We start from the raw sequence: 25,985 nt of genomic DNA, 5'->3' as shown, positions 1-25,985 counted from the left end.
TGTCACCTGGCTCTAAACGCATAGCAAAAAGCCCCGGCACCAAACGGCAAGCATTTGGCATGAGGCTCTTTGGATCGCTTCAAGAAGCTTATAACCATGCTATTTTTGCATGAATCCCTTTTCCTGCAGAAATTCCTTCATATGCATGCGGGCCGGCTCCGCGAAACGTTTAGCCATCATAGCGGACCAGGGTGCATCACTCTGTCCGCCCGTCCGCTCACGCATATATGCACTCGACACTTCGTCATAAGCTGCAACCTGCCCGGCAGTTTTGGCCTTGTCATAGCCGTTCCGGTGCAGTACAGCTTCCAGCGGAAGACGCGGACGAAGTCCGGACGCCCCGGCAGGATAGCCGAGACACATGCCGAATACCGGATAGACCCGTTCAGGAAGATTCAGCAGCTCCGACAATTCGGCGATATTGTTGCGGACTCCGCCGATGTAGACGATGCCCATGCCTAGCGATTCTGCAGCAATGGCAGCGTTCTGCGCCGCAAGTGCTGCGTCAACGGTGGCAACAATGAAATTTTCAGTGGAATCGAAGGATTCGGCTGATTGCAAATAGGGTGCCGTTGTTTCATGCAGCCGGTACAGATCGGCACACCAGACCAAAAAGACCGGACACTGCTCGATATAAGCTTGATTGCCCGAGAGAGCGGCAAGCTGTGCTTTAAGCCCGGGCTCAGTGACTGCGATGACACTATAGGCCTGAACATTGCTGGAGGTCGAGGCCATCTGGCCTGCGCCGATGATGGCAGCAAGCTGTTCTTCACTTACCGGCTTGTCCAGGTACTGGCGGACGGAGACATGCTGGTTTAATAATTCAAGGGTTTCGTTATTCGGTTTCATGATCTGTTCGCCTCTCTTTTCTCCTTATTAGCCACAAACAAATGAATATAGGCCACACTCTTACCATCCGCCCCCGCGTTTCACTTCTTCGACAATGGCCTTGACGCCTTCGTCGATCTGGTCCAGCCGGGCGCGTGAAATGCTGATCCGCATAAACTTCTCCCGGTTCCCGTAACCGGTCATATAGAATCCCTTGCCTGATACGACGCTGATCTTTCTCTGCGCAAGCCGCTTGACCACACGATCCAAATTCACTGTCTCCGGCAGCTTATACTGCATGTAGATCCCGGAGCTGTCCGAAGACACTTCAATCAGACCTTCCGTATTGTGCTGCTGGAGTGCCTCATACATTGCACTGATTCTTTCGGCATACAGAGCTTTTATTTTGTGCTTGTGATGCTCATACATGCCATTCCTGATATACACCTCAAGAGCTGCCTGGGACAATAATGAATTGTCCGTGTATCCTTTATACGCGCAGAATGTCTTAAACAGGGTTTCCGGCACAACAGCCGCACCCAGCCGGAGGCCCGGAAAAATGATTTTGGAATAGCTTTTCAAATAAATAACATGTGAAGTCTGGTCATACGCATAAATAGGATCAAAGCGCCGTTCTGCACCCAGGTCTGCCATATAATCATCCTCAACGATGTACACATCGTATTTGCCGGCCAACCGGGCAATGGCTTTCCGTTCCTCCGTACTGAGAGAGGTTCCGAGCGGATTATGATATCTGGGCATGGTATAAAAGAATTTGATCCCCCCGGCTCTGAACCTCTCCTCCAGCTCCCGCAGATCAATACCGGCTGCCGAACGGGTAATCCCGCTCACCGGCATCCCCTCAGCCTCCAAATAACGCAGGTACAGATCGTATCCGGGCTGTTCAACAAGGATTTCTGTCCCGCCATTCGGAAATGGCATCTTGGCCAGTACCTCCAGCGCCTGCTGGGTTCCCGAAGTGATGATAATCTGCCCCACTTTGGCAAAGACCTGATATTCCGCCAGATGGGGCACAAGGGTCTGGCGCAGCGTACCCAGTCCCAGCGTATCTCCATAGGTGAACAAGTGGTATTTGTGCCTGTCAATCGCTTTATTGAGACAATGCTGGAAATCCAAATATGGAAACACATTCAGATCGGGCGAGGCCGAGGCAAAATCAATCGTCTCCCCGCCCCTGGCAGGTCCCGCATCTTCAGACCTTTCAACCATGTAGTATCCGCTCTGCGGAATAGAATAAATCGCATGTTGTCTTTCCAGCTCCCCGTATGCCCGCAGAATAGTGCTGATGCTGCAGCCGTAGAAATCTGCACTGCTACGCACAGAGGGCAGTTTTTGCCCCGGGCTGTATTGCCCCTCTCTGATCCGGTTTTCCATATCGGACAAGACCGAAAGATACTTTTTCATAATGCGCCTCCTGAATGGCCTTCTACACTAAGTAAGTTCATGTTACCACTATTCGTCTCTATTCATTATATAGCAATCAACAAACTGTATCGGTACAGTCATAGAAAAACAGTATTGTTCGCGCAGGCATTTCCCTTTAATTTTAAAGTAACAGATAAGACGTTTAGACGATCCTGTCCTGTTAACGAAAAGGAGATGCTACTATGCCGCAAAAAGGACTCAAGCTGGCTTATATATTTGCCGTGCTTAACGCAGTTATTATCGGATTCTCATTCTTATTCACCAAAGTAGCGCTCGGTCATGCCGGACCGCTCGATACGTTAACCTACCGCTTCGCGGCTTCGTTTATAGTGATGTCGATCCCGGTTGCCTTCGGCTGGGTCAAAATATCCTACAGCGGCAAGCCGATTGGTAAAGCACTGCTGCTGGCAGCCATGTACCCGCTCGGATTCTTCACCCTTCAGGTATTCGGACTCCAGCATGCCAGCTCTGCCGAGGGAGGAATTCTCTATTCTTTCACCCCGGTTGTGACGATGATCATCGCCTCTATATTCTTGAAAGAGCGCACGACGCTTCTGCAGAAGCTGTGTATCTTCCTGTCCGTATTCGGCGTTGTGTTCATCTTTGTCATGAAAGGGAGCAGTATTAATCTGTCCAACATGACCGGGATTGTGTTGTTATTCCTGACCTGTCTGGCCTTTGCCGGATACAGCGTACTGGCCCGGTCACTCTCCAAGCATTTCAGCCCCGCTGAACTCAGCTATTTGATGATGGGAATTGGCTTCGCCACATTCCTGATCATTTCGCTTACCGGACATGTGTCCAGCGGCACGCTTGGCGATTTCTTCAAACCGCTCGGCAGCAGCACCTTTATCTTGTCTACCCTTTACTTGGGTATTATAGCGTCGCTCGTCACCACCCTAACATCAACCTATATTTTGTCCAAAATCGAAGCTTCCCTTATGAGTGTGTTCACCAATCTCTCGACCATCGTCTCCATTGCGGCCGGGGCGATCTTTCTCGGGGAAAACATCACTGTGTATCACTGGATCGGATCGTTCCTGATTATTGCAGGGGTTATTGGCACCAACCGTCTAGGACGCAAGAAAGCCGCCGGGGCTTAATGCCCGGCGGCTTTTTTATCCGTTCTGCTCCAAGAAAAGAGCATTCCCCTGTGGAGAAAATGATGAGATTTACAGCTTGACCCGCTGCAGCCGCAGCGCATTCAGCACGACCGATACAGAGCTGAAGGCCATTGCCGCACCGGCAAGCCATGGCGCCAGAAAGCCTAGCGCAGCAATCGGTATCCCAATGGTATTGTAAGCAAGCGCCCAGAACAAATTCTGCTTAATATTGGTCATGGTTTTGCGGCTCATCAGGATCGCATCCGGAATGCTCATCAGATCACCCCGCATGAGGGTAATATCCGCTGCTTCCATCGCTACGTCGGTGCCGGTACCAATAGCCATACCGGTATCGGCAGTGGCCAGGGCAGGGGCATCATTGATGCCGTCCCCGACCATCGCCACCTTGGTTCCCCCGCTCTGCAGCCTGCGGATCTCGGCAGCCTTCCCTTCCGGCAGCACCTCGGCCAGCACCGTACGGATGCCAGCCTGCCCGGCAATGGCCTCGGCTGTCAGCTTGTTGTCTCCCGTAATCATGACCACTTCAATGCCCATATCATACAGCTTGGCTACGGCAGCCCGCGAAGTATCCTTGATGGTGTCGGCTACCGCGACAATCCCGGCAATGGCCCCGTCCACGGATACCAGCATCGCGGTCTTGCCTTCCTGCTCCAGCTTCTGCATCAGCCCGGTCCACGGACCGGTGTCTGCACCGCTTTCTTCCATCATCCGCCGTGTTCCCACGCGGATGCTCTGGCCGTCAACCACCGCAGAAATGCCGCGTCCCGGCACCGCCTCAAACTGCTCGGCACCCGGCAGGTCCAGGCTTCTTTCCGCAGCACCAGCCACGATGGCATCCGCCAGCGGATGCTCTGACAGCTTCTCGGCAGCAGCCGTAACGGACAGCAGCCGGTTCTCGGCCAGTACTCTGCCATGTGCGGCGATTTCCGTTGTCGTTATAATATCCGTCAGCACCGGCTTGCCGCTGGTTACAGTTCCCGTCTTATCCAGTACAACGGTCTTGATCCCCTGTGCGGCTTCAAGATGTTCGCCGCCCTTGAACAGAATCCCGAATTCAGCCGCGCGTCCTGATCCGGCCATAATTGAGGTTGGTGTAGCCAGACCTAGTGCGCATGGACAGGCGATAACCAGTACAGCGATGGCTTTCTCCAGTGCATCGGCGAACTGGCCCGGCGCTCCCCAGATATACCAGACTCCAAAGGTTACAGCTGCAATTACGACCACTATCGGCACAAAGATGCCGGAAATCACATCGGCAATCCGCTGAATCGGAGCCTTGGAGCCTTGCGCTTCCTCTACTACTCTGATGATTTGCGCCAAGGCGGTGTCACGGCCAACTTTGAGTGCCTTAATCTTCAGCATTCCATTCTTGTTCAGTGTTGCCCCAATGACAGTATCTCCCGGCTTCTTCTCTACCGGAATGCTCTCGCCTGTCAGCATGGATTCATCCACAGATGACAGCCCTTCAACGACCTCGCCGTCTACCGGCACCTTCGTTCCCGGCTTAACCAGCACAATGTCTCCCGGAATGACCTCTTCCACAGAAATGCTGAGCTCAACACCGTCACGGATGACCAGCGCCGTCTTAGCCTGCAGGCCCATCAGGCTTTTAATGGCGTCGGAGGAACGGCCCTTGGCCAGTGCTTCGAACCATTTGCCTACCAGAATCAGCGTAATCAGAATCGCGCTGGTCTCGTAATATAATTCCACCGAATGGCCCATGCCTGCCATCGACAAGGAATCTATCGTCAGGTACAGACTATAGAAATAAGCAGCCGAGGTGCCCAGAACAACCAGCACATCCATATTGGCACTGCCGTTCTTCAGCGCCTTATAGGCGCTGACATAGAACTGCCAGCCGATAATGAACTGCACAGGGGTCGCCAGCACAAGCTGGAACCAGGGGTTCATCAGTATATCCGGTGCAGGAATCCATGAAGTGAAGGAGAAATGCGCCGCCATCGCCCAGAGCAGGGGAAAGGACAGAACTGCGGAAATGATCCATTTATTCCGCTTGCGCACAATTTCCTGGCTGCGCTGATCGGCCGTGTCCTTGCGGTCCTGTTTCAGCGCAGCCTTATATCCGATGCTGCTTACTTTCTCCATGATCTCAGCCGTGCTGATGTTTCCGGGTGTATATTCCACATGTGCCGTCTCCAGGGCCAGATTCACATTGACCGCCGCGATTCCGGGCATGCGCCCAAGCACCTTCTCAATCCTTGCAGAGCAAGCGGCACAGGTCATTCCTGTAATATCAAAATCTGCCGACTCCTTCAGCGTATCGTATCCCAGCGAGCGGATCTTCTCTTCAATTTGCGGCAATCCCGCTACCGCCGGATCAAAGCCCACTGTCGCTTGCTCCAGCGCCAAGTTGACGTTGGCCCGCGATACCCCCTCCATCCGGGACAGCCCCTTCTCGATCCGGGCCGCGCAAGCCGAGCAAGTCATGCCGGTAATCTGCAGCGTGGTCTGCTGCAGGCCGGATTCTGTCGTTTTCTCCACGATCTCCGCGCCTCCTCATACCCCTTAGGGGTATATTAATGTGTAAAAGAAAAGGCTGAAGCCTACGGAACCTGCAAAGTTCCCCGCCCCAAGCCTCATTATTCATTCATCCGACTTAAACCACGTCGTATCCCTGGTCCTCAATCGCTGTCTTAATTGCACTAAGGCTTACCTTGTTCTCATCGTATTCAACAGCGACTGTCTTCGCAGGCAGGTCGACTTTGGCGGCAGCGCCAAGACCGCTTACGGCTTTCTCCACAGCACTGACACAGTGACCGCAGGACATTCCTTCTACAGTTAACGTTACGTTTGACATATTAAAAACCTCCTTAAAGTTTTGTGAGCTTAACTTCATTGATTCTACTTCGTACAAAACTGTCTTCGAAAGCATACGCTTAGTTTTGTGAGCTTTACTTCGTTGATTCTACTTCGTACAATCCTTATTTCATAAGCTTGTTAACCGTGATCAGCAGCTCATCAATAACCTCATGCTCACCGGCTTCAATGCGCTCAATAATACAGCTCTTCATATGTCCTTCAAGCAACAGCTTTCCGACACCGTTCAACGCAGCCTGTACTGCAGCGAGCTGATTAAGCACATCGTCACAGTAGGTATCCCGTTCAATCATGCCCTTGATGCCGCGAATCTGGCCTTCGACCCGGTTGAGGCGGTTCGTAAGGCCATTCTTGAATTCCGGTGAATGGTGGCTCTTGCGTTCTCCGGGGGTATGACAACCGCTATCACATGATTCAGGTGACAGCTTCTCTTCTTTGGGCGCCATCTACGCACCTCCTTGTATCCTGGCTGCAACTTAATCTTAATATACCCCCCATGGGTATGTCAAGAAAAATCATCTTCCTAAAAAAAGGTATTTTGGCGAAGTATAACGAATGAAAGACTCAGGAATCCAATTATTTCATATTTCCCATTCTTGAACAGAGGCAGGTAGGGTAATGGTTTACGATGGCATCATTCTTGGTCTAATTGTAGGGTTCTTCCGGGGCGGTTTAAGACACGGCCTCGTCCAGTTCAGCAACATTCGGCTCAAGGCAGGATGGATCTTCCCGCTGCTACTGGTATTCCAATTTTTTATGTATTATATTCAGGAGCGGTCGTCCACTGTAGCCGCAGCCAGCGGTTATATCTTTACCGCTGTGTATGTGGTTGGGCTGATTTTTTTATGGTTGAACCGGCACAACAAAGGATTCTGGCTCATTATGACGGGTGTATTCCTTAACTTCCTGGTTATGCTCGTTAACGGGGGGAGAATGCCGGTATCCTTTGAAGCGGCTTCTGTACTCGATCCGGTTTATCTGGAGATGCTGCAGAGCGGCGATGTGGTGACCAAGCACTATCTGCTTGACGCCTCAACATGCCTGCCGTTTCTTGGCGATATCATCCCCCTGTCCAGCCCTTATCCGCGTACTCAGGCGATCAGCATCGGAGATGTAGTGATGAATCTCGGGATTTTCCTCTACATTCTGTCGATCATGACACCGGCTGCTGCAGACCTGAAAACATTGCCCAAAGTACAGGGATAAGCCGTTAACCAAGTGAAAGGAGGAGTTCCCATGAAAAAGAAACTGGAAGGCATCAAATATTCCCGTCTTGCGATCAATGCTATTATTGTAGCTTCCGTAGTTATCGCGCTTACTTCGGGTTTCAGAATCGGCGGACACTAATTCCTCCACAAGAAGCAGGCTGAAAACAGCCTGCTTCTTTGCAAATTACTATTCATTTATCCCTAAAACCATTATTATGTACACAGGCACATTTTGTTAATAAAGAGGGGTAATCATGACCAAGCTTAAAACGTTTGCAGGCAATATTAATTCAGGCCATATCTATGCACTGCTCATATCTCTTCTGGGAGTAGCGCTTTTCACGTATAGCAATCATTTGGAATTTCTGCAGTATCCAACCCCAAGGTGGGTATGGATTTATGCGCTTACCGGAGCCAGTTTAATACTCACCTTTTCCCTGGTGCAGCTTCCTCCGGAGGGCAACGAACTGACCATGGAATCAGCGGTGTATTTGGCCTGCATTTTTGTCTTTGGCGGCTCTGCCACTTTGACTGTTCTTCTTCTCAACTGCCTGATCTTTTTCTTTTTTGACACAAGCACCAGCTGGTGGAAACACCTGACAAATTTCTCAATTTACTCCATTATGATCTGTGTTTCTTCCTATACCTTTGATTTGTTTGGAGGACATCCCGGACCGCTGATCAATGACGAACTGCCGGCTTATCTGATGACACTTGCGGTCTATTTTATAGGTAACACCCTCTTGATCGGACTATATTACTACATTATATATAAAGGCACCCTTTATGAGACGATTAAGGATATTATTAAAGATTCTTTCGTCGTTTATCTGTGCACATTGGTTCTTTCTCTGGTTCTCGTTGTACTGATCGTCCATAACAGCTTTTTCGGGCTTGTCCTATTCTTGTGCCTGAGCACGCTGCTCTGCTACTCCTTCAAAAGATTGTTCTCCATGTACCGCAGCATTGAAGAACGGGCCAACACCGATCAGCGGACCGGGCTATTCAATCACAGCTACTTTGAGGAAGCTTTGGAACAGGAAATCCAGAAATCAAGGGCATCGGGCGTTCCGCTTTCACTCGCCATGATCGACCTTGACGACTTCAAGAAATATAATGACCATTTCGGCCATCTGCAGGGGGACAAGCTGATCGCATTTGTTGGTGAGACGCTTAAGAGCGAAGCCCAGCAGCATGGGATTATTCCCGCCCGTTATGGCGGTGAGGAATTTACGCTGCTCATGCCGGCCTACGATATCCTTCAAGCCCGTGTTTACATTGACCAGCTGCGCAAAAAGCTGAACAACAGCCGGTTTGACGGCGTTGAAATTTTCCCGCTTGGCTGCCTCGCCTTTTCCGCCGGCATTGCCTCCTGCACCAGCGATATCCACGATAAATCACAGCTCGTCGACCAGGCCGACCAGGCTCTCTACTATTCCAAGCGCCAGGGCAAGAATACAGTGCATACGTACGGAGCATACTCCTCACTGGAGCAGGAGCTTGACTTCAGCCAGGATGTACGCGACATCGAGCAGCAGCTGAACCTGTTTATGTATAAGGATATGGAGACCTTCCGCCACTCCAAACGCGTATTCCGCTATGCGATGGATATCAGTGAGCTGCTCGACATCGACGCCCTTTCCAAAAGACACTTCACACTCGGCGCGCTGATCCATGATATCGGCAAGCTGGAAATTCCGTGGGGCATCCTTAACAAGAAAGACAAGCTGGAGCCGGAGGAGTGGGAAATGGTCAAGTGGCATGTCACCTGGGGCAAAAAAATGGCACTCACCAACGACAAATTCAAGGATCTCGCCCCCTACATCGAGCTGCATCACGAACGGTATGACGGCAAGGGATATCCCTTCGGGTTTAAGGGTGAGGAAATTCCCCGCTTATGCCGGATGCTGACCATTATCGATTCCTTTGACGCCATGACTACGGAAAGACCCTACCAGCCAACCAAGTCCGTGGAGGAGGCGATCATTGAGCTGAGAGCTTGTGCGGGAAGCCAATTCGACCCTGAACTGACTGAATTTTTCATTACCTATATTGAAGCCCGAGAGCTTAGCGCCGGAGATGCAGCTATATAGCTGCAGAATTCCCCGGCCGAAGCTCTTTTTTTGTTCCCTCGTCTAGAAGCCCCCAATCCTGACCACAATACAAAAAGCTATACTTTAATTACTTAATTCCCCCCTAAAAAAAATAACTCTTGCTCACCTATTCAAATTTGAATATAATGAGTTCTGTTTCCACTTGCCGTTTTTTCTTAAGGAAATCATTAACTTTACAAAAAGGAGCCTGCGAAGCATGCACACTAAAGAAAGCAATCTCAAACTCGTAGTTGTCGGTCTGCTGCTTGGTATTCTAATGTCCGCTATGGACAATACCATTGTTGCCTCAGCTATGGGTACTATTGTTTCCGATCTTGGCGGACTCGATAAAATCGTCTGGGTCACCTCGGCTTATATGGTCATGGTCATGGCCGGAACACCGATCTTCGGCAAGCTGTCCGATATGTACGGGCGCAAGCGTTTCTTCATTTTTGGCCTTGTCGTGTTTCTGGCCGGCTCGGCACTCTGCGGGATCGCAACCAGCATCACGCAGCTTAGCATCTACCGCGCTATTCAAGGCGTGGGCGGCGGCGCACTTATGCCAATCGCCTTCACTATCGTATTTGATATTTATCCGCCGCAAAAAAGAGGCAAGCTGACCGGACTTTTCGGTGCCGTCTTCGGCATCTCCAGCGTAATCGGCCCTTTGCTCGGGGCCTACATTACTGAGTATGTAGGCTGGCAGTGGATCTTCTATATCAACCTGCCGATCGGCATTGTCGCTTTTATTCTGATCTCCATGTTCTATAAGGAATCCGTCTCCCATGCCAAGCAGCGGATCGACTGGGGTGGAGCTTTTACCCTTGTAGGCTCCGTCATCTGCCTGATGTTCGCCCTTGAGCTGGGCGGCAATGAATATGCCTGGGACTCCGCGGTCATCCTTGGCTTATTCGCCGGCTTCGCAGTACTGCTGATTGCGTTCCTCTTTATAGAACGGACAGCAGCCGAACCGATTATATCCTTCGACATGTTCCGCAAGAAGCTGTTTGCAACGAGCAGCATCATCGGTTTATTCTACGGCTCGGCCTTTATCGTAGCTACCGTGTATATCCCGATTTATGTACAGGGTGTATATGGAGGTTCCGCCACCAACTCGGGACTGATTCTGATGCCGATGATGATCGGCACGGTAATCGGCAGCCAGACCGGGGGGCTGCTCACCACCAAAACCAGCTTCCGCAATATTATGATGCTGTCAGCCGTTTTCTTTGTGGCAGGCGTCTTCTCCTTAAGCACCTTGTCGCCGGATACTTCCCGCCTGCTGCTTAATGTATTTATGGCGCTGACCGGCTTCGGTGTAGGCTTCTCCTTCTCCGTGCTCAGCATGTCCTCGATTCATCATTTCGAGATGCGCCAGCGCGGTTCGGCTACTTCTACCAGTACCTTCATGCGTTCCCTAGGCATGACGCTGGGCATTACCATCTTCGGTATTATCCAGCGCAACGGATTCACAAGCAGCCTTAGTGATGCCTTTGGGGGTGGTGCCGAAGCTTCCTCGTTCGGCGATCCACGCGCCGCCCTGACACCGGAAGCCAGAGCACAAATTCCGGCTCCTGTACTGGAGAAGATTACGGGCGCATTGTCCAGCTCCATTGCCCACACCTTTATGTGGGCGCTGATTCCGGCGGTGCTGGGTCTGGCTTTTGTACTGCTGATGCCCAAAGACCGGCTCACCGATCACAGTAAGGAAACTCAGCCTTCGGGCGGAAGAGGGTAAACGGAAATGTCCATGAAGATGGTCATTCTCGGGCTGCTGCTGGAGAAGGACAGGCATCCCTATGAGATCACACTCGTAATGAAAGAGCGCATGTATGACCGGATGATAAAGCTGCAGATGGGGTCGCTGTACTACGCCGTTGATAAACTGGCACAGGAGGGACATATTGAAGCTGTAGAGACCATCTCCAGCAACGACCGCCCGGATAAGACCATCTACCGGATTTCTGATAAGGGCAAAACCCTGTTCGAACAGCTGGTCATTCAGCAGATCAAGAAGACCGATGAGGTCTTTCACCCGCTGTACATGGCTCTTGCACTCTCCCGGCATATTGATCAGGGCAAGGTGGAGAAGCTGCTGCAGGAGCGGATACGCGAAGTTGAGCATCAGGTCAATTATGCTTATCAGGTGTACGAGGAGCATATCTCCATCGTCCCCCGGTCCGCGCTGCACTTGATGTACGGCAGATACGAGCATAGCCTCACTGAGCTGAAGTGGCTTAAGCGGCTCTATGACGATGTAGCCGCCCGCAAGCTCAGCGACATCGGAACACCGCTCGATTTGCAATAAACGTTATACACTAGAGGCCCTCAGGGGCCTCTTTGCTGTTTAACACAGGTCAAAACCGTTTATTAACGAGCAACTGCAACTGAACATCAGGCGGGTATATAGGGCCGTTCCGCCTCCTAACTTATAAGAGAGCGAGGGAATCACACATGAGTGAAGAAAAGAAATTTCAAGGAGACAAACGCGACCATCCCGAGCAATATCCAACCGACACTCCCAGTCTGTTCGACCTGGACGAAAGCGAGCAAAATGTGGATCCGATTCCGCTGGAAGACCTGAAGCTGGAGAAAGAAGAAGAGAAGGATAAAGAGGGCACGAAACACCGCTCCTCCAGCGACAAAAAATACCATACCGGTTTCTAAAGATGTACAATATTCGGTATAACGTTAATCCTATCTCACGGAGGGATATTATTGCTGAAAACGCTACCACTGCATACGCGCGGGATTCCAGCCAGCCGCATTGCTCTGGGCTGCATGGGACTGGGCGGAGGCTGGGACCATGAGCCGATCACTGCCGGGAATGTCAGACAGGGACATGAGGCTGTTGAGGCTGCACTGTCTATCGGAATCAACTTTTTTGATCATGCAGATATCTACACCCGCGGAAAGGCGGAGAAGGTATTCGGACAGCTCTTCAAAGACCGCCCCGGACTGCGGGAAGAGATTATTATCCAGTCCAAATGCGGCATCAAGCTGATTGAGCCAGGCGATACCTCTAACAGCTTCGACCTCTCCGGGGAGCATATTCTGAAGAGTGTCGAAGGAACCCTCTCCCGGTTGGGCACGGAATATATTGATATTCTGCTGCTGCACCGTCCCGATCCGCTTATGGACCCCGAAGAAGTAGCCGAAGCGCTGCGGAAACTCAAAGCGGCGGGAAAGGTGCGTCACTTCGGCGTTTCCAACATGAGTGCCGCCCAGATCCGGCTGCTGGAGCATTATTGTGACGAACCATTCGCCGTGAACCAGCTGCACATGAGTCTGGCCAAAATAAGCTGGCTGGATGCCATGGTCAGCGTAAACCGTGAACCCTGGAAAGACATCACCTTTCCCGAAGGTACCCTCGAATATTGCCGGACGCAGAACATCCAGCTGCAGGCCTGGGGTCCGCTGGCCCAAGGCTTATTCAGCGGGCGTTCACTTACAGGCCAGCCTGAGAGTGTCGTGAACACGGCGGCTATGGTCCAAACGCTCGCCGAACAGAAGAACACTACCCCTGAAGTGATTGTCCTGTCTTGGCTGATGACTCATCCTGCGGCCATCCAGCCGGTAATCGGGACGGTGAATCCGCAGCGGATCGCCGCCTGCGCGGGTGCGGACAAGCTGGAGCTTACGCGCAAGGAATGGTACGACCTGTATGTCAGCTCGCGCGGCGAGAAGCTGCCGTAAGCCTCATATCCTCATCCCATGCCAAAAGGAGCGTCATCTCCGGTTCATGTAGCCGGAGATGACGCTCCTTTTATGTCCTATTCCCGATTCTAATTATTCTTCACCTGCTCAAAGTTGTTCTTGAAGGTGAAGTTAACCGATTTGCCCTGCAGACTGTCATTATCGAAGCCGAGGCCGGTATCATCAACAAAAGTCACGTTATAGGCCAGATGCATCGTCTTCTTGGCAGGAAGAATCAGGTTCGGGAGATTGGCATCCCGCCCTGCCCCGCTGTTGTACAAATCCTTAAGTGAACCTACATACGCATCGGAAACGCTGACCAGTACAGTCTGGCCGTTATTGTCTACGCGGTATGTCCAGTCGAGCACAGCTTCTCTGGCAATCGCGAAGGCTTCCTGTCCGTTGCGTGCCAGTGCCTTCAGGAAGGAAGGACCGTTAATCAACGATTTGAACAGCCGGTCCGCAGCTTCGTTCACCTCATTGAGCGCATCGGCATTAAGAGTGACGCCGCCTGGAGCAGCCAAAGCGGCTACAGTAACCACCGCTTGCTCACCGAATGCGAGCGCATCGGCCTGCTGTGCAGGTGTTCCTTCCGGGATGGCAATCAGATCGGTCAGTTTGGCATCCAGCGTTCCGGTATTCTTGATCAGCATGGCGCGGGTATGGGTATCTTTCGGTGCCCACAATCCTGTTCCCATGCGTCCGGCATCGGAGTCGCTGGTATAGAACATCGGGCCTTCAACCGGCACGTCATTGCGGTGAGTACTTAAGGACAACGTACCGGAAGCAAAGGTGTTGCCGGTGTTTTGGGCGGAGCTGGTGAACAAGGCATACGTGCCTCCACCAATGGCGGCGCAGAGCAGCACCACAGAGGAAAATGCGGCAATCAGCATTTTTTTCTTTTTCATCATTGAAGTAAGCTCTCCTTATTAAAAAAGGGGGCAGCCCCCTTTTTATTTGATTTTTAGTTATAGATCCGTTCGTTATGAGGCTTAGTTATTTTTAGTCTGCTCTGCATCTACTTTAATGGAGGCTGTACCCGACTTACCTTGATAGCTGTTGTCAGCTGCTTTCGGGAACTCTGCTTTGACATAAATCGTCTCCGATCCGCCCACGGTAAGTACACGGTCGGCAACGGTAAGCGGTACCGTTCCAGCCGCATCTGAATATGCGGTAATAACCAGCGGGGTTGCTCCGCCGCCGAGGTCGCCGCCTACAGCCAGCGAGAGATCATAACGCAGCTCAAGCGTTCCTTTGTTGCTAACTACTACAGGCTGGATTTCAGAATCTCCCGGAGCCCAATTTGTGATGTTGAAATATTTCTGCTGAGCTTCATCCTTCTTATCCAGTTCAATCTTGAGCGTGCCAGCAGCAAACGTATTGCCTATATTTTGTGCGGAGCTCGTAAAGATAGCGAAGGATCCCCCGGCAATTAATGTTGCCCCCAGTGCTGTAGTCGCCATTGCCATTGCCATCGTTTTTTTGAGATTTGCCATTGTTATTTGTCTCCTCCTGGATCTCCATGAATGGAGTATGTTATGAATTATTTATTGAATCTTCCCTAACCACGTTAGGAGAAGCATCAACCGTTCGTAACAGGCGGGGATTCTCCGGGCGCAAGCTGCACCTCTGCAGGATCCTCTATGCGCATGATCGATTTGAAGATTGTAATAAGGGACGAGATGACCAGAAAAATCCCCGGAATAACCATTACGACAATAATCCCGGCGGTCGATTTTACCCAGTTCATGAAATATCCCAGAAACGGAACGGTAAAGTCCGCGTACTGTGCAACAACATTACTCGAAGGAATAGGATCTGCATCCTGCGCATCGTTATTGTCGCCTTTGGTGATATACTGGGTGTTTTCTCCCGAGCCGAGCACGCTGACAATGCGGTGGGTAATCAGGCTGTTTGATCCATCCAGAGCTTTGTAAGTGATTACATCTCCTGGTTTAAAAGATCCCTGACTCTGTTCACTCACCGGTTTGACGGCAATGACAGCCCCCGTCTGGATTCCAGGCTCCATGGAGCCTGAGAGCACCGTTAGAATCTCCTTGCCCAGAATCTTGGGCGTTCCGCCATTCATCCGGCTAGTGATTGCAGATACCAGCGTAAGTAGAAAAATAAGAATTAACGCATACATCAATAGGTTACGAGTCCATTTAAGTATCACTGGAGAGCACCGCCTTGGTTAGAATACGTCTTGCTTTTCGCCTGTTTTTACCGTTATGCTGTCAGGATTCGCGTCCGGGACAGGGGCTTCCGGCTCAGCAGCCTTATCAGGCTTTGCCTGCTCCTCAGCTTCAAGCTTCGCCTTCTCCTCGGCTTCGAGCTTCGCTTTCTCCTCAGCCTCGAGTTTCGCTTTCTCCTCGGCTTCGAGCTTCGCCTTCTTCTCAGACTCGAGTTTTGCTTTCTCCTCGGCTTCAAGCTTCGCCTTCTTCTCAGCCTCGAGCTTCGCTTTTTCCTCGGCTTCAAGCTTCGCCTTTTTCCCAGCTTCGAGCTTCGCCTTTTCTTCCGCTTCGAGCTTCGCCTTCTTCTCAGCCTCTTTCAGTCCTTGGATCACGTCAGCGGCCTCCGTATGCATCAGCGAGGTTTCGTCCGCATAACTCCTGGCCTGTTCGGCCGCGGTCGATGCCTGATGATAGGCTGCCTGCACATAAGCGTCCACTCTTCTGATGGAGCTTAACTTTCTAACCATCTCCTGAAATTCGCGCAGCGTCAGATTGGCTTGGCTGAGCAATTGTTCGAATACCGGGATAGCATTATTTTGTGCGGTTGTTAATTGATTAAAATCGACCTCATATGGAGAAAGTCTCTGGTTCACTTCATTGACTTGCTGCTCCAGCTCTAGTTGTGAGCGTGTTAGATAGCCTTGAAGCTCAGCTAAAAGGGCAGCCGCGCCGGCCGCAGCCTCACGCGTTTGTGCAGCAGCCTCTTGAATACCTCCAATACGTCCCTCTGCGGTCTCCGAGTCCGTATTCTTGTCCGTTATCTCCGCTAACGCCTCTCTCGCCGCTTCACGCTGCCAGGCAGCAAGCTTCATCGCCTCGCTGGCTTGGTTGGCAATGTGATCGACCGTACTTGGAAACACAAATGCTGTGGTGATATTGGAGGATTCGGTTGCTGCGACGTCAGTCAGCAATGCATACGTGGGCGTTGTAATTTGGCCGATGCCATAAGCCGAAATCACTACGATCCCTGCAATTTGGGGAAGCGTATACCGACGGATGTTTCTATTCCGGGAAGAACGTGAAAGCCTCACAGGAGCCTCTCCTTTAGCTGCTTGCAATTTCCTGCAAACAAGGTAATCTATTAACATCCAGCCTTTATGACGAACGTTATTCGTTCGTTATAAAGAACTATGACGTAAGTATATGCCATTACTCCTACAAATCAAAAATCGCATTTTGTTGCAATATTCTCAATAAAGAACAATTTATAGTTAACTTCCTGCTTTAAGCTTCATTTTCCTCAGTTTATCGTACTTTTTAACGAACGTTTTTTGCATGAAAAATCTAAATGATACCGCAGAGGAAACAAAAATAATGGGGATGTGGAGTGGAAACGACATAAAAGGGGGATCATTCATACCGGAACTGATTCTATAGTGCTTTGTCCGTCTTACGGTTATTTGATATACTGTAACAAAAAGTACGGAGGGACGTTTTTATCGTGCCAGATAATATGGGAAGTCGTATCCACCATCTCCGTCTGGAAAAAGGCTTGTCTCTTTCGGAGCTTGCGGATAAGGCTGATGTGGCGAAATCATACTTAAGCAATGTGGAAAGAAATATACAATCCAACCCCTCTATTCAATTTATTGAAAAAATCGCTGACGCACTTCAGGTGTCCATTCATGCGCTTCTTTACGGAGAGCCTTCCGGTGTACAAGAGTCACCTCTGGATGGAGAATGGTCCCGGCTCGTACTGGAAGCTATGGCTTCGGGTATAAGCAAGCGGGAATTCAAAGAGTTCTTGGACTATCAAAAATGGCGGCTGGAGCAGAAGGATTCCTGATTCATGCAGGTTCCCTCTCCTGCCGGTCATACAGAAAGGGCACAGCGGAGAGATCCGCTGTGCCCTTTCTGTATGTACAAAGCTATTAACAACCAACCGCTACATTGCCTGCAAAGTCTTCTCATTAAAAAATTGGCGGATTTCATCCGCTTGGATGCCAGCCTGCTTAGCCGACATCAGCAAATAGACCCATTCTAAATCCAGATCAACTGTCTGCAGTTCTCCGTTGTTCCCCTGGTTGGACTTATCCAAGAAATCTCCTCCTAAGATTACGCGTCCCCAGGCAGTCCGGCCGTCGTAGTATTTCTACATTAGACCCGAGACTTTGTGCCCCTGTCTTTCGGCAGGTTTACCCTTTACTGGATCCTTTACATGAAAGGATCTGGCTAGAAATTCATGAAACCGTTATCCGCAATAACATTATACAATATCTTACACGAAAAGTGTGTCGATTTATGGGAATATTGTATAAATGGAAACGGAAAATAATTGATTATTTTGCCAACTGCTTGTACGAATTACTCGATAATCCCAAAAAATTGTAGAACAAGCCTCTTTATCTATGTATGTATATATGAAAACTGAAAACAACATTTTTATTTCATTCATTTCAATCACACCGCCGCATTATTTTCATATAGTTAAGAAACCAAACTTATAATAGTTCTGTATGAATTAGGCACTGAATCATACCGTTTTGCGAACGGATTCAACCAAAGTATGAATTGATTACCCGGCTTGAAAGTTGCACAATAAGATGAGGAATGAAACCGCAAACATCGAAGCTCCACAAGGGCGCCGGCGAAATTTTGGCGCGCGTGGAGTTCATCCGTTAGGAGGATGTATTCATGGCAGCCAAAGATCCCTATAACGAAACTGTGTGGAGCAAGTATTACGGACCCAATTTGGGTTACATCCAAGAGAAATATGAGCAATTTGTAAAAGATCCAACTTTAGTAGAGCATAATTACCGCGATCTTTTCACCCGTTCCGGCCCCCCTCCATTGGCTCCCGATGCTGAACAGGCACCGCTGCCTGTGGTTTCAGGAGATACTGAGTGGCTTAGAAAGGCCGTAAGGGCATCCAAGCTGATCGCCAATATCCGCATACATGGCCATATGGCCGCCAATATCGACCCGCTGGACCGGGGAAACAATCCGATGGCGAAATATTTGGAGTACGAAACCTATGATCTGACCCGCGAGGATTTAATGGCTATGCCCGCCTCGCTGATCTGGGAGAATGCCCCGAATGACGTTCATACGGCCTGGGATGCCGTTCACCGGATGCGCCAGGCCTACACGCAGACCATTGCCTATGAATTCGGGCATGTGCGTGACGAGCAGGAGCTGCGCTGGCTGAACAGCCAGGCGGAATCTACCAGCTCTCCCGCGCCTCTAAACAACACAGAGCGCAAAGAATTGCTGAAAAGGCTGATTCAGGTAGAGCAGTTCGAAACTTTCCTTCATAAAACCTTTGTCGGCCAGAAACGCTTTAGCCTGGAAGGCAATGACGCCTTGGTGCCGATGCTGGATGAAATCGTGCGTGCTGCCGCTCATGACGGTGCCGAGCATATCCTGATGGGTATGGCGCATCGCGGACGGCTTAACGTCCTGGCTCATATCCTGGGCAAACCTTATGATATTATTTTCTCGGAATTCCATCATTCGCCGAACAAGGAGCTGTTCCCTTCCGAAGGCTCCATGGGCATTAACTACGGCTGGACCGGCGATGTGAAATATCATCTCGGCGCTGACCGCGCTGTCCGTGAAGGCGAAACCGTCCGTACACGGATCACTCTGGCCAACAATCCCAGCCACTTGGAATTCGTCAATCCGGTGGTCGAGGGCTTCACGCGTGCGGCCCAGGAAGACCGCAGCACTCCGGGTCTGCCTAAGCTAAACACCAATAAAGCCATGGCTGTGCTGATGCATGGCGATGCTGCCTTCCCGGGTGAAGGCATCGTGGCCGAAACCCTTAATATCGGCAAGCTTAAAGGTTATCAGAACGGCGGTACGGTGCATATTATCGTCAATAACCGGATCGGATTCACGACGGAAAGTGAGGATTCCCGTTCTACCCACTATGCCAGTGACCTGGCTAAGGGCTATGAAATTCCGATTGTGCATGTCAATGCCGATGATCCGGAGGCTTGCATTGCAGCCGTCCGTTTGGCCAGCGCCTACCGCAATCTGTTCAAGAAGGATTTCGTGATCGACTTGATCGGCTACCGCCGCCACGGACATAATGAAATGGATGATCCGGAAACGACACAGCCGATTGTTTATGGTAAAGTGCGCAATCATCCTACTGTATACAAAGTGTACGCGGAACGGTTACAGGAGGAGCGCGTCATCACGGTAGAAGACGTTACGGCAATGAATGCCGAAGCCGAAGGCGTACTGCAGCAAGCCTTTGATAAGATGAAGGAAGGCAAGCATAAGAACGCAGACGCCAAAACCTCAGTTGCCCTGGACAGCGCACCTACACCGCAGCGCCCTACAGCGGTTCCGCTTGACAACCTGCAGGAAATTAACCGGGAGCTGCTGTCGGTTCCGGACGGCTTCCAGGTCTATCCGAAGCTGGAGCGGATTCTACAGCGCCGCAAAGACGCTTTGAATGATGGAGAACGCGTGGACTGGGCACTCGCAGAAGCCCTCGCCTTCGCTACGATTCTGAAGGATGGCACACCGATTCGTCTCAGCGGCCAGGACTCCCAGCGCGGTACCTTCGCGCACCGCCATCTGGTGCTGCATGACAGTGACACAGGGGCACTTTTCTCTCCGCTGCATCAGCTTAAGGACTCCAGCGCCTCCTTCGGGGTGTACAACAGTCCGCTGTCGGAAGCGTCGGTGCTCGGGTATGAATACGGCTATAACGTGTTTGCCCCGGAAACCTTTGTCATCTGGGAAGCACAGTATGGTGATTTCGCCAACGCCGGACAGGTCATTATCGACCAGTTCATTGCTGCCGGACGCGCCAAATGGACCCAACGCAGCAACCTGGCGATTCTGCTGCCGCACGGCTACGAAGGCCAGGGGCCAGAGCATTCCAGCGGAAGGCTGGAACGGTTCTTGCAGCTGTCGGCTGAAGAGAACTGGACCGTAGCCAATCTGACCTGTGCGTCTCAGTATTTCCATCTGCTCCGCCGCCAGGCTGCCCTTTGCGGCAGATCGGATGCCCGCCCGCTGGTGGTCATGGCTCCGAAAAGCCTGATCCGCAACACACGCAGCACTTCCCCGGGAGCCGAACTGGCTTCGGGAAGCTTCCAGCCGGTCCTGCCGGAGCCGCTTCTGGGCAGCAAGCCCGGCGAGGTTAGACGACTGGTTGTCTGCAGTGGTAAGGTCGCTATCGACCTGCAGACTGAGCTGGATTCAGCCAAGGGGCAGGATTGGTCCTGGCTGCACATTCTGCGGCTGGAGCAGCTCTACCCGTTCCCGGAACGGGAACTGGCCGCTCATCTGAGCACCTTCCGCTCCCTGCAGGAAATCATCTGGGTACAAGAAGAACCTAAGAATATGGGCGGCTGGAGTTATGCCGAACCACGGCTGCGCGCCATCGCCCCGCAGAATGTCAAAGTGAAGTATATCGGCCGTCCGGAACGTTCCAGCCCGGCCAGCGGTTACGCGGATGTGCATAGCTTTGAGCAGCGGCGTATAGTTACGGAAGCCCTGAAACTAAATTCGCAAGTACAAGCGGCTGTACCGTCCTCCTGAAAGGGGACGGTGTCACGATAACGTTAACTATTATATTTGGGGAGGTAAGGGCCTGTGTCCGAAATTAAAGTACCCGATCTGGGCGAATCCATTTCCGAAGGAACGATTTACAAATGGCTGGTTAAAGAGGGCGATACTGTCGGCCAGGGGGATGTGCTTGCTGAGCTTGAAACCGACAAGGTCAATCTTGAAATCAGCGCGGAGGAGGACGGCGTCATCTCCTCCATCCTGCGCCAGGCCGGCGAGAATGTAGCCGTTGGCGAGGCTATCGGCGTGATCGGCAGCGCAGACGCTGCTGCCGGAAGTGCGCCGCAGGCCGCTGCGGGCGGTAAGCCCGAGGCGGCACCTGCGCCAGGCAGCGTTGCACCTGCCGCTGCCGCACCTGTGGCAGCGCCTTCGGACGCTGCCGTTCCTGCCGCCGCACCCGAAGGTGCGGCAGGCAATGCGGCCCTGGCTTCGCCGGGGGCGCGCAAGCTCGCGCGTGAGCGGGGCATCGACCTCGGCGAGGTCAGCGCCCGCGACCCTATCGGCCGGATTGGCCAGGCCGATGTGAAGGACCATGGCGCAGCCGGCCCAGGGGCCGCTGCGCCCGTGTCTCCGGCGCCGCAGGGCAAGCCGGAGCCTGCCAAAGCTGCGGCGGGCAAAGCGCCGCAGCAAGAGGACGGCAAGGCCGTGGAGCGCAAGCGCATGTCGCGCAGACGGCTGACGATCGCCAGCCGCCTGGTCGAAGCGCAGCAGACCGCGGCCATGCTGACCACCTTCAACGAGGTGGACATGACTGCCATCCTCGACATCCGCAAGCGCCGCAAGGATGCCTTCAAAGAGAAGCATGAAGTCGGACTGGGCTTCATGTCCTTCTTCACCAAGGCTGTGATCGGTGCGCTCAAAGCCTATCCGCTGCTGAATGCTGAGATCGACGGCGAGGATCTGCTGCTCAAGAGATATTATGACATCGGCATCGCCGTCGCTGCCAAGGAAGGGCTGGTAGTGCCGGTCGTCCGCGATGCGGACCGGCTCAGCTTCCCTGAGATCGAACGGCGGATCGGCGAGCTCGCCTCCAAAGCACGCGCCAACACGCTCAGCCTGCAGGAGCTGCAGGGCGGCACGTTCACCATCACCAATGGCGGCGTGTTCGGCTCGCTCTTGTCCACGCCGATTCTCAATACGCCGCAGGTTGGTATCCTCGGCATGCACAAGATCCAGCTCCGTCCGATCGCCCTGGACGAAGAAAGAAGCGCCAACCGCCCGATGATGTACATCGCGCTTTCCTACGATCACCGGATCGTGGACGGTTCCGAAGCGGTAAGCTTCCTCGTCAAAGTCAAGGAATTGCTGGAGGACCCGGAAGCATTGCTGCTTGAAGGCTAACACGGCCTCAAGAGGCCGCTCTTCATCGCCAGCGTATGGATAATCACATACCAAGAGGGATACGAAGACAGCTCCATCGTCCTCGTATCCCTCTTTTCTTTAACGAACCGTTATCTACTATAAGCTGGGCCACTTTCGCGAACTGGTACCTCGGACTGTGAGTCCTGACACTTAAAACAATGAACCCGTTCTCCACATGACCGCCGCGTAAGCCGTTACTGTGATCAGCAGCCCTGAGGTTGCAGCCGTTTTGCCGGCATATCTTATTCCGCTCCGGCTCCGGACCTGCTCCAGTCCCCTTATCCGCGCCATAACGCGCTCCGTTACGTTAATGCTCGGCAACTGCTCCTCACGGGCAGCGGCTCCTATTATATCTTGGTATCCGCTATGGATTCCGGTTCTTTTCAAGAGATCCCCTCCTCTGTCTATAAATTCCCTGACTTTCCGTTTAATCCGTTCCAGCCGCTTGTGCAGCGCATTAGGACTGCTATTTCAGAATGTGGCCCATCTCCAGAAAAGTCAGCTCCTCAAACAACCGCAGCACAAGAATATTCCGCTCCTCCAGTGCAGCCATCAGCGCTAACTCCAGGGCAGGGCTAAACAGCTGCGCTTCCATCTGTTGCTCCGCACTCCAGCAAATTAAGACAATGATTGCCGGCAATTGTATAGCTCTATAACACTTGCGCCCTGCAAAAAGCCTAAGCCTGAATTATATTCCGTACGCCCCGAGCTATTTTCCATCCTATACATTCGAGTAGCGGCTGCACCTTCCTCCTACCCGATCTGGACAATCCATTTCCGAAGGAACGATCTACAAATGGCATGATTTTTATCCCCGCTTAAAATGGGTGCTTGACTTTGAGCATACTCCAAGTAGTACATTCATCACAGGTGGCCACCGTATCTTGGAACATGAAAAGGGGAAACAAGAAATGACACAACCAACAACCGTTCTGATCACAGGGGCAAATAAAGGGATCGGCTATGAAACGGCCCGGCAGCTCGGAGCCCTCGGCCATACAATTTTGATCGGCTCACGCGATGAGCAGCGGGGCAGCGAAGCAGCCGCCGCTTTGGTAAAGGAAGGCGTCGATGCACGCTTTATCCAGCTTGATCTGCAGAACCAGGATAGCATTGCAGCAGCAGTGCAGACTATTGCCAAGGAATATGCTGGTCTTGATGTGCTAATCAACAATGCGGGCATTTCCCTTGGAGGCAGTGCTGCTCCCAGCCAATTGCCGATGAATGACCTCAAAGTCACATTCGACACCAACTTTTTCGGTACGATTGCCGTAACTAAGGCTATGCTTCCACTGCTATTGCAATCTCCTGCTGGGCGGATTGTCAACATGTCGAGCGGTCTGGGTTCCTTAACCTTCAACAGCGACCCCCATCACGAGCATGCCGAATTTAATCTGCTTGCCTACAATAGCTCCAAAGCAGCGCTTAATATGGCTACAATTACTTTTGCCAAGGAATTCAAGGATACTCCGCTCAAGGTTAATTCTGGCGATCCCGGCTTCACTGCCACCGATCTCAATGGCTTCACCGGCCATCGTACCGTGGAGCAAGCGGCGGTTATTGCCGTACGTCTGGCGACACTGGATGCGGATGGCCCGACAGGAGGATTTTTCGACGAGAATGGAGAAGTTCCTTGGTAACATTACTCAAGGAGGTTTCCATGAATATCACCACGCAGGAAATTCCCGATACCGTCACCTCCATCAGCCAGGCTGCCGAGCTGACCGGCTTGACTGAGGATACGATACGCTATTATGAGCGAATTGGTCTGCTACCCTATGCCGACCGCAAACCTAACGGCCATCGGCACTACAGCAAGGATCAGATTCTGGGCATTCGTTTCCTGATGCGCCTCAAGGCTACGGGAATGACGCTGGAAGAAATGCGGCATTATCTGACACTGACCCATCAGGGCGGGGGTACGCTATCCGAACGGTACACTCTGCTAGAGGAACACAATGATAAAATTTCCCGTGAGATTGCAAAGCTTCAAGAGACGCAAGAGGTTATCCGCTATAAACTCCGCCACTTTCGCGAGCTGGCGGAGAATCCGAATACCGATTCTTATGACTGTGAGGCTCCGAAGAGCAGCGGGCAATAAGCAGCTCAGGAAAGAGTCAGACTGCTGATTGCCAGACACCGTCCAATACCGAACCCGGCGTTCACATCCATGTGGAGACCGGGTCCGATGTATTCTATTCCGTTATCACCACACCACTATATAAAAGAGATATCGCCAGCCGTTTCCACGAAGGGCCGGGATATCTCTTTTTTGAATAACTATTCTCTTTGTCTGTATACTTCTTAAGCCAACATGTTTGTATATGGTTAAGCCGTATGCCGTGATGGCTTGAGGCTCATTCCCTTTTCTCTTGCCTGTCTCTGCACCGGAGGCTTTAAGGAAACCGCCAGAAGACAGGCTACAATACACAGTGCGCCGATGACGATGAAGGTAGGCTTGAACCCGCCGAGAGAAGCGGCGATGAACGAGCCGGACAACGCCCCGATTCCGAAGCCCTGATAGACAATGCCATAGTTCTTGCTATGGTTCTTAAGGCCGAAGAAGTCGCTGACAATCGCCGGGAACACCGTAATGTTACCCCCGAAGCAGAAAGCAATGGCGGCCACACAAGCAAAGAACAGGCCGTAGCTCAAGGTCGCATAGCTTAGGGTTAGCATCGCTAGGGCTGTGACCAGCAGCGTGGCACTGACCAGCTTCAATCGGCTCATACGGTCGGACAACGCTCCAAGAATCAGCCGTCCTGCAGTATTGAAGATCGCGATCATCGCAACGGCATTAGCCGCTGTAGCGATATCCAGACCCGCCAGCTGTACCCCGATATCCTTAACAATGCCAATCAGGTAGAGACCGCTCATGCAGGCGGTGAAGAAAATTACAAACAGCAGGTACGCTTCCTTGGTGCGCAGCATTTCTTTGACGGTATAGTCTTTCACTGCAGCCGGAATTGTTGCGGCAGAGGAATCCGTCCCTCTGCTGTTTGCTTGTGCCAGTGCCGGAGCAGCCACAGGAGCTTCCCTGACCAGTAGCGAACCCGCGACAACCATGATCATAACGGCCAGGCCCCAATACAAGAAGGTATTCGATACGCCTGCCGACTCGATCAGGCTGCCGTTGATATATTTGAAGATCAGACTCCCGGTTCCGTAAGCGCCGACCGATACGCCGGAGATCAAGCCTTTATGTTTAGGGAACCACTTAATCAGATTGGATAACGAAGTAATATAGGCCGTACCATCGGCATAACCCACGACTACGCCGGCCAGCAGGTAGAACATCAGGAGGGAATTGGCCTGCGAGCTAAGCATCAGACCGAGCCCCAGCATAATCCCGGCGGAAGCAGTCAGCTTGCGGAGGCCGAACCGGTCCTGCAGTTTACCGGCAAACAAGGTTGCGAAGGCAAGGGCAAAGCTCGTAATGGAAAAAGTTATCGAAACAGCGCTGAGCTCAAAGCCGAATTTGCTGACAAGCTGCGCATTAAACAGGCTCCACGTGTAGATTGTGCCCAGTCCCATTTGCATAATCACTGTACCCAGCACGATCATCCAGCGCTTACTGCCAGATTTAGCCGTAGTCATGAGTCATTCCTTCTTTCTCTCTATTGTCGC

The 25,985-nt window shown here is 51.9% G+C and carries 25 protein-coding genes and 1 riboswitch; of the genes, 12 read left to right on the top strand and 13 right to left on the bottom strand.

The window, feature by feature from the left end; genetic code table 11:
• Positions 1-99: 99 nt before the first annotated feature.
• Both nfsA and NST07_RS02030 read right to left on the bottom strand, forming a co-directional pair.
• A complete protein-coding gene (gene nfsA / locus NST07_RS02035) occupies positions 100-849 on the bottom strand; it encodes an oxygen-insensitive NADPH nitroreductase (protein WP_341377107.1) in 750 nt (249 codons plus the stop codon).
• 60 nt (positions 850-909) lie between these two features.
• Positions 910-2,253: a PLP-dependent aminotransferase family protein gene (locus tag NST07_RS02030; RefSeq protein ID WP_341089403.1), complete on the bottom strand. Its 1,344-nt coding sequence runs from the start codon at positions 2,251-2,253 to the stop codon at positions 910-912.
• Positions 2,254-2,456: 203 nt separating this feature from the next.
• Between NST07_RS02030 and NST07_RS02025 the strand changes: the two genes are divergently transcribed.
• Complete coding sequence (locus tag NST07_RS02025; protein WP_341377106.1) at positions 2,457-3,377, top strand: DMT family transporter; 921 nt, start codon at positions 2,457-2,459, stop codon at positions 3,375-3,377.
• 69 nt (positions 3,378-3,446) lie between these two features.
• On the opposite strand, the gene NST07_RS02020 is transcribed toward NST07_RS02025, so the two are convergent.
• From NST07_RS02020 to NST07_RS02010, 3 genes are all read right to left on the bottom strand, one after another.
• A complete protein-coding gene (locus NST07_RS02020) occupies positions 3,447-5,900 on the bottom strand; it encodes a heavy metal translocating P-type ATPase (RefSeq protein ID WP_342480971.1) in 2,454 nt (817 codons plus the stop codon).
• Positions 5,901-6,015: 115 nt separating this feature from the next.
• Positions 6,016-6,216 carry a copper ion binding protein gene (locus NST07_RS02015; RefSeq protein WP_038585127.1) on the bottom strand — a complete coding sequence of 67 codons (201 nt, stop codon included), beginning with the start codon at positions 6,214-6,216 and terminating at the stop codon, positions 6,016-6,018.
• 124 nt (positions 6,217-6,340) lie between these two features.
• Positions 6,341-6,682: a metal-sensitive transcriptional regulator gene (locus NST07_RS02010; RefSeq protein WP_341089397.1), complete on the bottom strand. Its 342-nt coding sequence runs from the start codon at positions 6,680-6,682 to the stop codon at positions 6,341-6,343.
• Positions 6,683-6,854: 172 nt separating this feature from the next.
• Here NST07_RS02010 and NST07_RS02005 point away from each other — a divergent pair, with 172 nt between their 5' ends.
• The 6 genes from NST07_RS02005 to NST07_RS01980 all read left to right on the top strand — a co-directional run bounded on the left by NST07_RS02005 (position 6,855) and on the right by NST07_RS01980 (position 13,233).
• Positions 6,855-7,442 carry a DUF5317 domain-containing protein gene (locus NST07_RS02005; RefSeq protein ID WP_342480970.1) on the top strand — a complete coding sequence of 196 codons (588 nt, stop codon included), beginning with the start codon at positions 6,855-6,857 and terminating at the stop codon, positions 7,440-7,442.
• 256 nt (positions 7,443-7,698) lie between these two features.
• The gene (locus tag NST07_RS02000) at positions 7,699-9,537 is read left to right on the top strand and encodes a diguanylate cyclase (RefSeq protein ID WP_342480969.1); all 1,839 of its coding nucleotides are present in this window, start codon (positions 7,699-7,701) and stop codon (positions 9,535-9,537) included.
• Between the two features lie 217 nt (positions 9,538-9,754).
• Positions 9,755-11,275, top strand: coding sequence for an MDR family MFS transporter (locus tag NST07_RS01995; protein WP_341089393.1), 1,521 nt, complete (start codon positions 9,755-9,757; stop codon positions 11,273-11,275).
• Positions 11,276-11,281: 6 nt separating this feature from the next.
• On the top strand, positions 11,282-11,845 hold the full coding sequence (locus NST07_RS01990) for a PadR family transcriptional regulator (protein WP_341089392.1): 564 nt from the start codon (positions 11,282-11,284) through the stop codon (positions 11,843-11,845).
• Between the two features lie 146 nt (positions 11,846-11,991).
• Positions 11,992-12,204, top strand: coding sequence for a hypothetical protein (locus NST07_RS01985; RefSeq protein ID WP_340895250.1), 213 nt, complete (start codon positions 11,992-11,994; stop codon positions 12,202-12,204).
• Positions 12,205-12,255: 51 nt separating this feature from the next.
• Positions 12,256-13,233, top strand: coding sequence for an aldo/keto reductase (locus NST07_RS01980; protein ID WP_341089390.1), 978 nt, complete (start codon positions 12,256-12,258; stop codon positions 13,231-13,233).
• An 89-nt stretch (positions 13,234-13,322) separates the two neighbouring features.
• On the opposite strand, the gene NST07_RS01975 is transcribed toward NST07_RS01980, so the two are convergent.
• From NST07_RS01975 to NST07_RS01960, 4 genes are all read right to left on the bottom strand, one after another.
• Positions 13,323-14,144 (bottom strand): TasA family protein, encoded by an 822-nt coding sequence (locus NST07_RS01975; RefSeq protein WP_341089388.1) that lies wholly within the window; start codon positions 14,142-14,144, stop codon positions 13,323-13,325.
• Positions 14,145-14,225: 81 nt separating this feature from the next.
• A complete protein-coding gene (locus tag NST07_RS01970) occupies positions 14,226-14,729 on the bottom strand; it encodes a TasA family protein (RefSeq protein ID WP_341089387.1) in 504 nt (167 codons plus the stop codon).
• An 86-nt stretch (positions 14,730-14,815) separates the two neighbouring features.
• Positions 14,816-15,409 (bottom strand): signal peptidase I, encoded by a 594-nt coding sequence (locus NST07_RS01965; protein WP_341089386.1) that lies wholly within the window; start codon positions 15,407-15,409, stop codon positions 14,816-14,818.
• A gap of 18 nt (positions 15,410-15,427) precedes the next feature.
• Positions 15,428-16,498: a hypothetical protein gene (locus NST07_RS01960; RefSeq protein WP_342480968.1), complete on the bottom strand. Its 1,071-nt coding sequence runs from the start codon at positions 16,496-16,498 to the stop codon at positions 15,428-15,430.
• A gap of 422 nt (positions 16,499-16,920) precedes the next feature.
• Between NST07_RS01960 and NST07_RS01955 the strand changes: the two genes are divergently transcribed.
• Entirely contained in the window at positions 16,921-17,253 is a 333-nt protein-coding gene (locus NST07_RS01955; RefSeq protein ID WP_341089383.1) for a helix-turn-helix domain-containing protein, read from the top strand.
• 99 nt (positions 17,254-17,352) lie between these two features.
• Here NST07_RS01955 and NST07_RS01950 read toward each other — a convergent pair whose 3' ends face one another.
• Positions 17,353-17,505, bottom strand: coding sequence for an anti-repressor SinI family protein (locus tag NST07_RS01950; protein ID WP_341089382.1), 153 nt, complete (start codon positions 17,503-17,505; stop codon positions 17,353-17,355).
• A gap of 27 nt (positions 17,506-17,532) precedes the next feature.
• A riboswitch (cyclic di-GMP riboswitch) is annotated at positions 17,533-17,617 on the bottom strand.
• Positions 17,618-18,101: 484 nt separating this feature from the next.
• Here NST07_RS01950 and NST07_RS01945 point away from each other — a divergent pair.
• A complete protein-coding gene (locus NST07_RS01945) occupies positions 18,102-20,969 on the top strand; it encodes a 2-oxoglutarate dehydrogenase E1 component (protein WP_341089380.1) in 2,868 nt (955 codons plus the stop codon).
• Between the two features lie 54 nt (positions 20,970-21,023).
• Positions 21,024-22,337, top strand: a complete 1,314-nt coding sequence (gene odhB, locus NST07_RS01940; protein ID WP_341089378.1) for a 2-oxoglutarate dehydrogenase complex dihydrolipoyllysine-residue succinyltransferase — start codon at positions 21,024-21,026, stop codon at positions 22,335-22,337.
• A gap of 171 nt (positions 22,338-22,508) precedes the next feature.
• On the opposite strand, the gene NST07_RS01935 is transcribed toward odhB, so the two are convergent.
• On the bottom strand, positions 22,509-22,745 hold the full coding sequence (locus NST07_RS01935) for a hypothetical protein (RefSeq protein WP_341089376.1): 237 nt from the start codon (positions 22,743-22,745) through the stop codon (positions 22,509-22,511).
• A 79-nt stretch (positions 22,746-22,824) separates the two neighbouring features.
• A complete protein-coding gene (locus NST07_RS01930; protein ID WP_341089375.1) occupies positions 22,825-22,998 on the bottom strand; it encodes a hypothetical protein in 174 nt (57 codons plus the stop codon).
• Positions 22,999-23,269: 271 nt separating this feature from the next.
• Between NST07_RS01930 and NST07_RS01925 the strand changes: the two genes are divergently transcribed.
• A complete protein-coding gene (locus NST07_RS01925) occupies positions 23,270-23,998 on the top strand; it encodes an SDR family oxidoreductase (protein ID WP_341089373.1) in 729 nt (242 codons plus the stop codon).
• 20 nt (positions 23,999-24,018) lie between these two features.
• Positions 24,019-24,459: a MerR family transcriptional regulator gene (locus NST07_RS01920; protein ID WP_341089371.1), complete on the top strand. Its 441-nt coding sequence runs from the start codon at positions 24,019-24,021 to the stop codon at positions 24,457-24,459.
• Between the two features lie 227 nt (positions 24,460-24,686).
• Here NST07_RS01920 and NST07_RS01915 read toward each other — a convergent pair whose 3' ends face one another.
• A complete protein-coding gene (locus NST07_RS01915; protein ID WP_341089369.1) occupies positions 24,687-25,955 on the bottom strand; it encodes an OFA family MFS transporter in 1,269 nt (422 codons plus the stop codon).
• Between the last annotated feature and the right edge of the window lie 30 nt (positions 25,956-25,985).

The organism is Paenibacillus sp. FSL L8-0340 (assembly GCF_038593145.1).
In the GTDB taxonomy this organism is placed as follows: Bacteria; Bacillota; Bacilli; order Paenibacillales; family Paenibacillaceae; genus Paenibacillus_AQ.
Note: the sequence above shows the minus strand (reverse complement) of the source record. Positions and strands in the feature narration are given on the sequence as shown.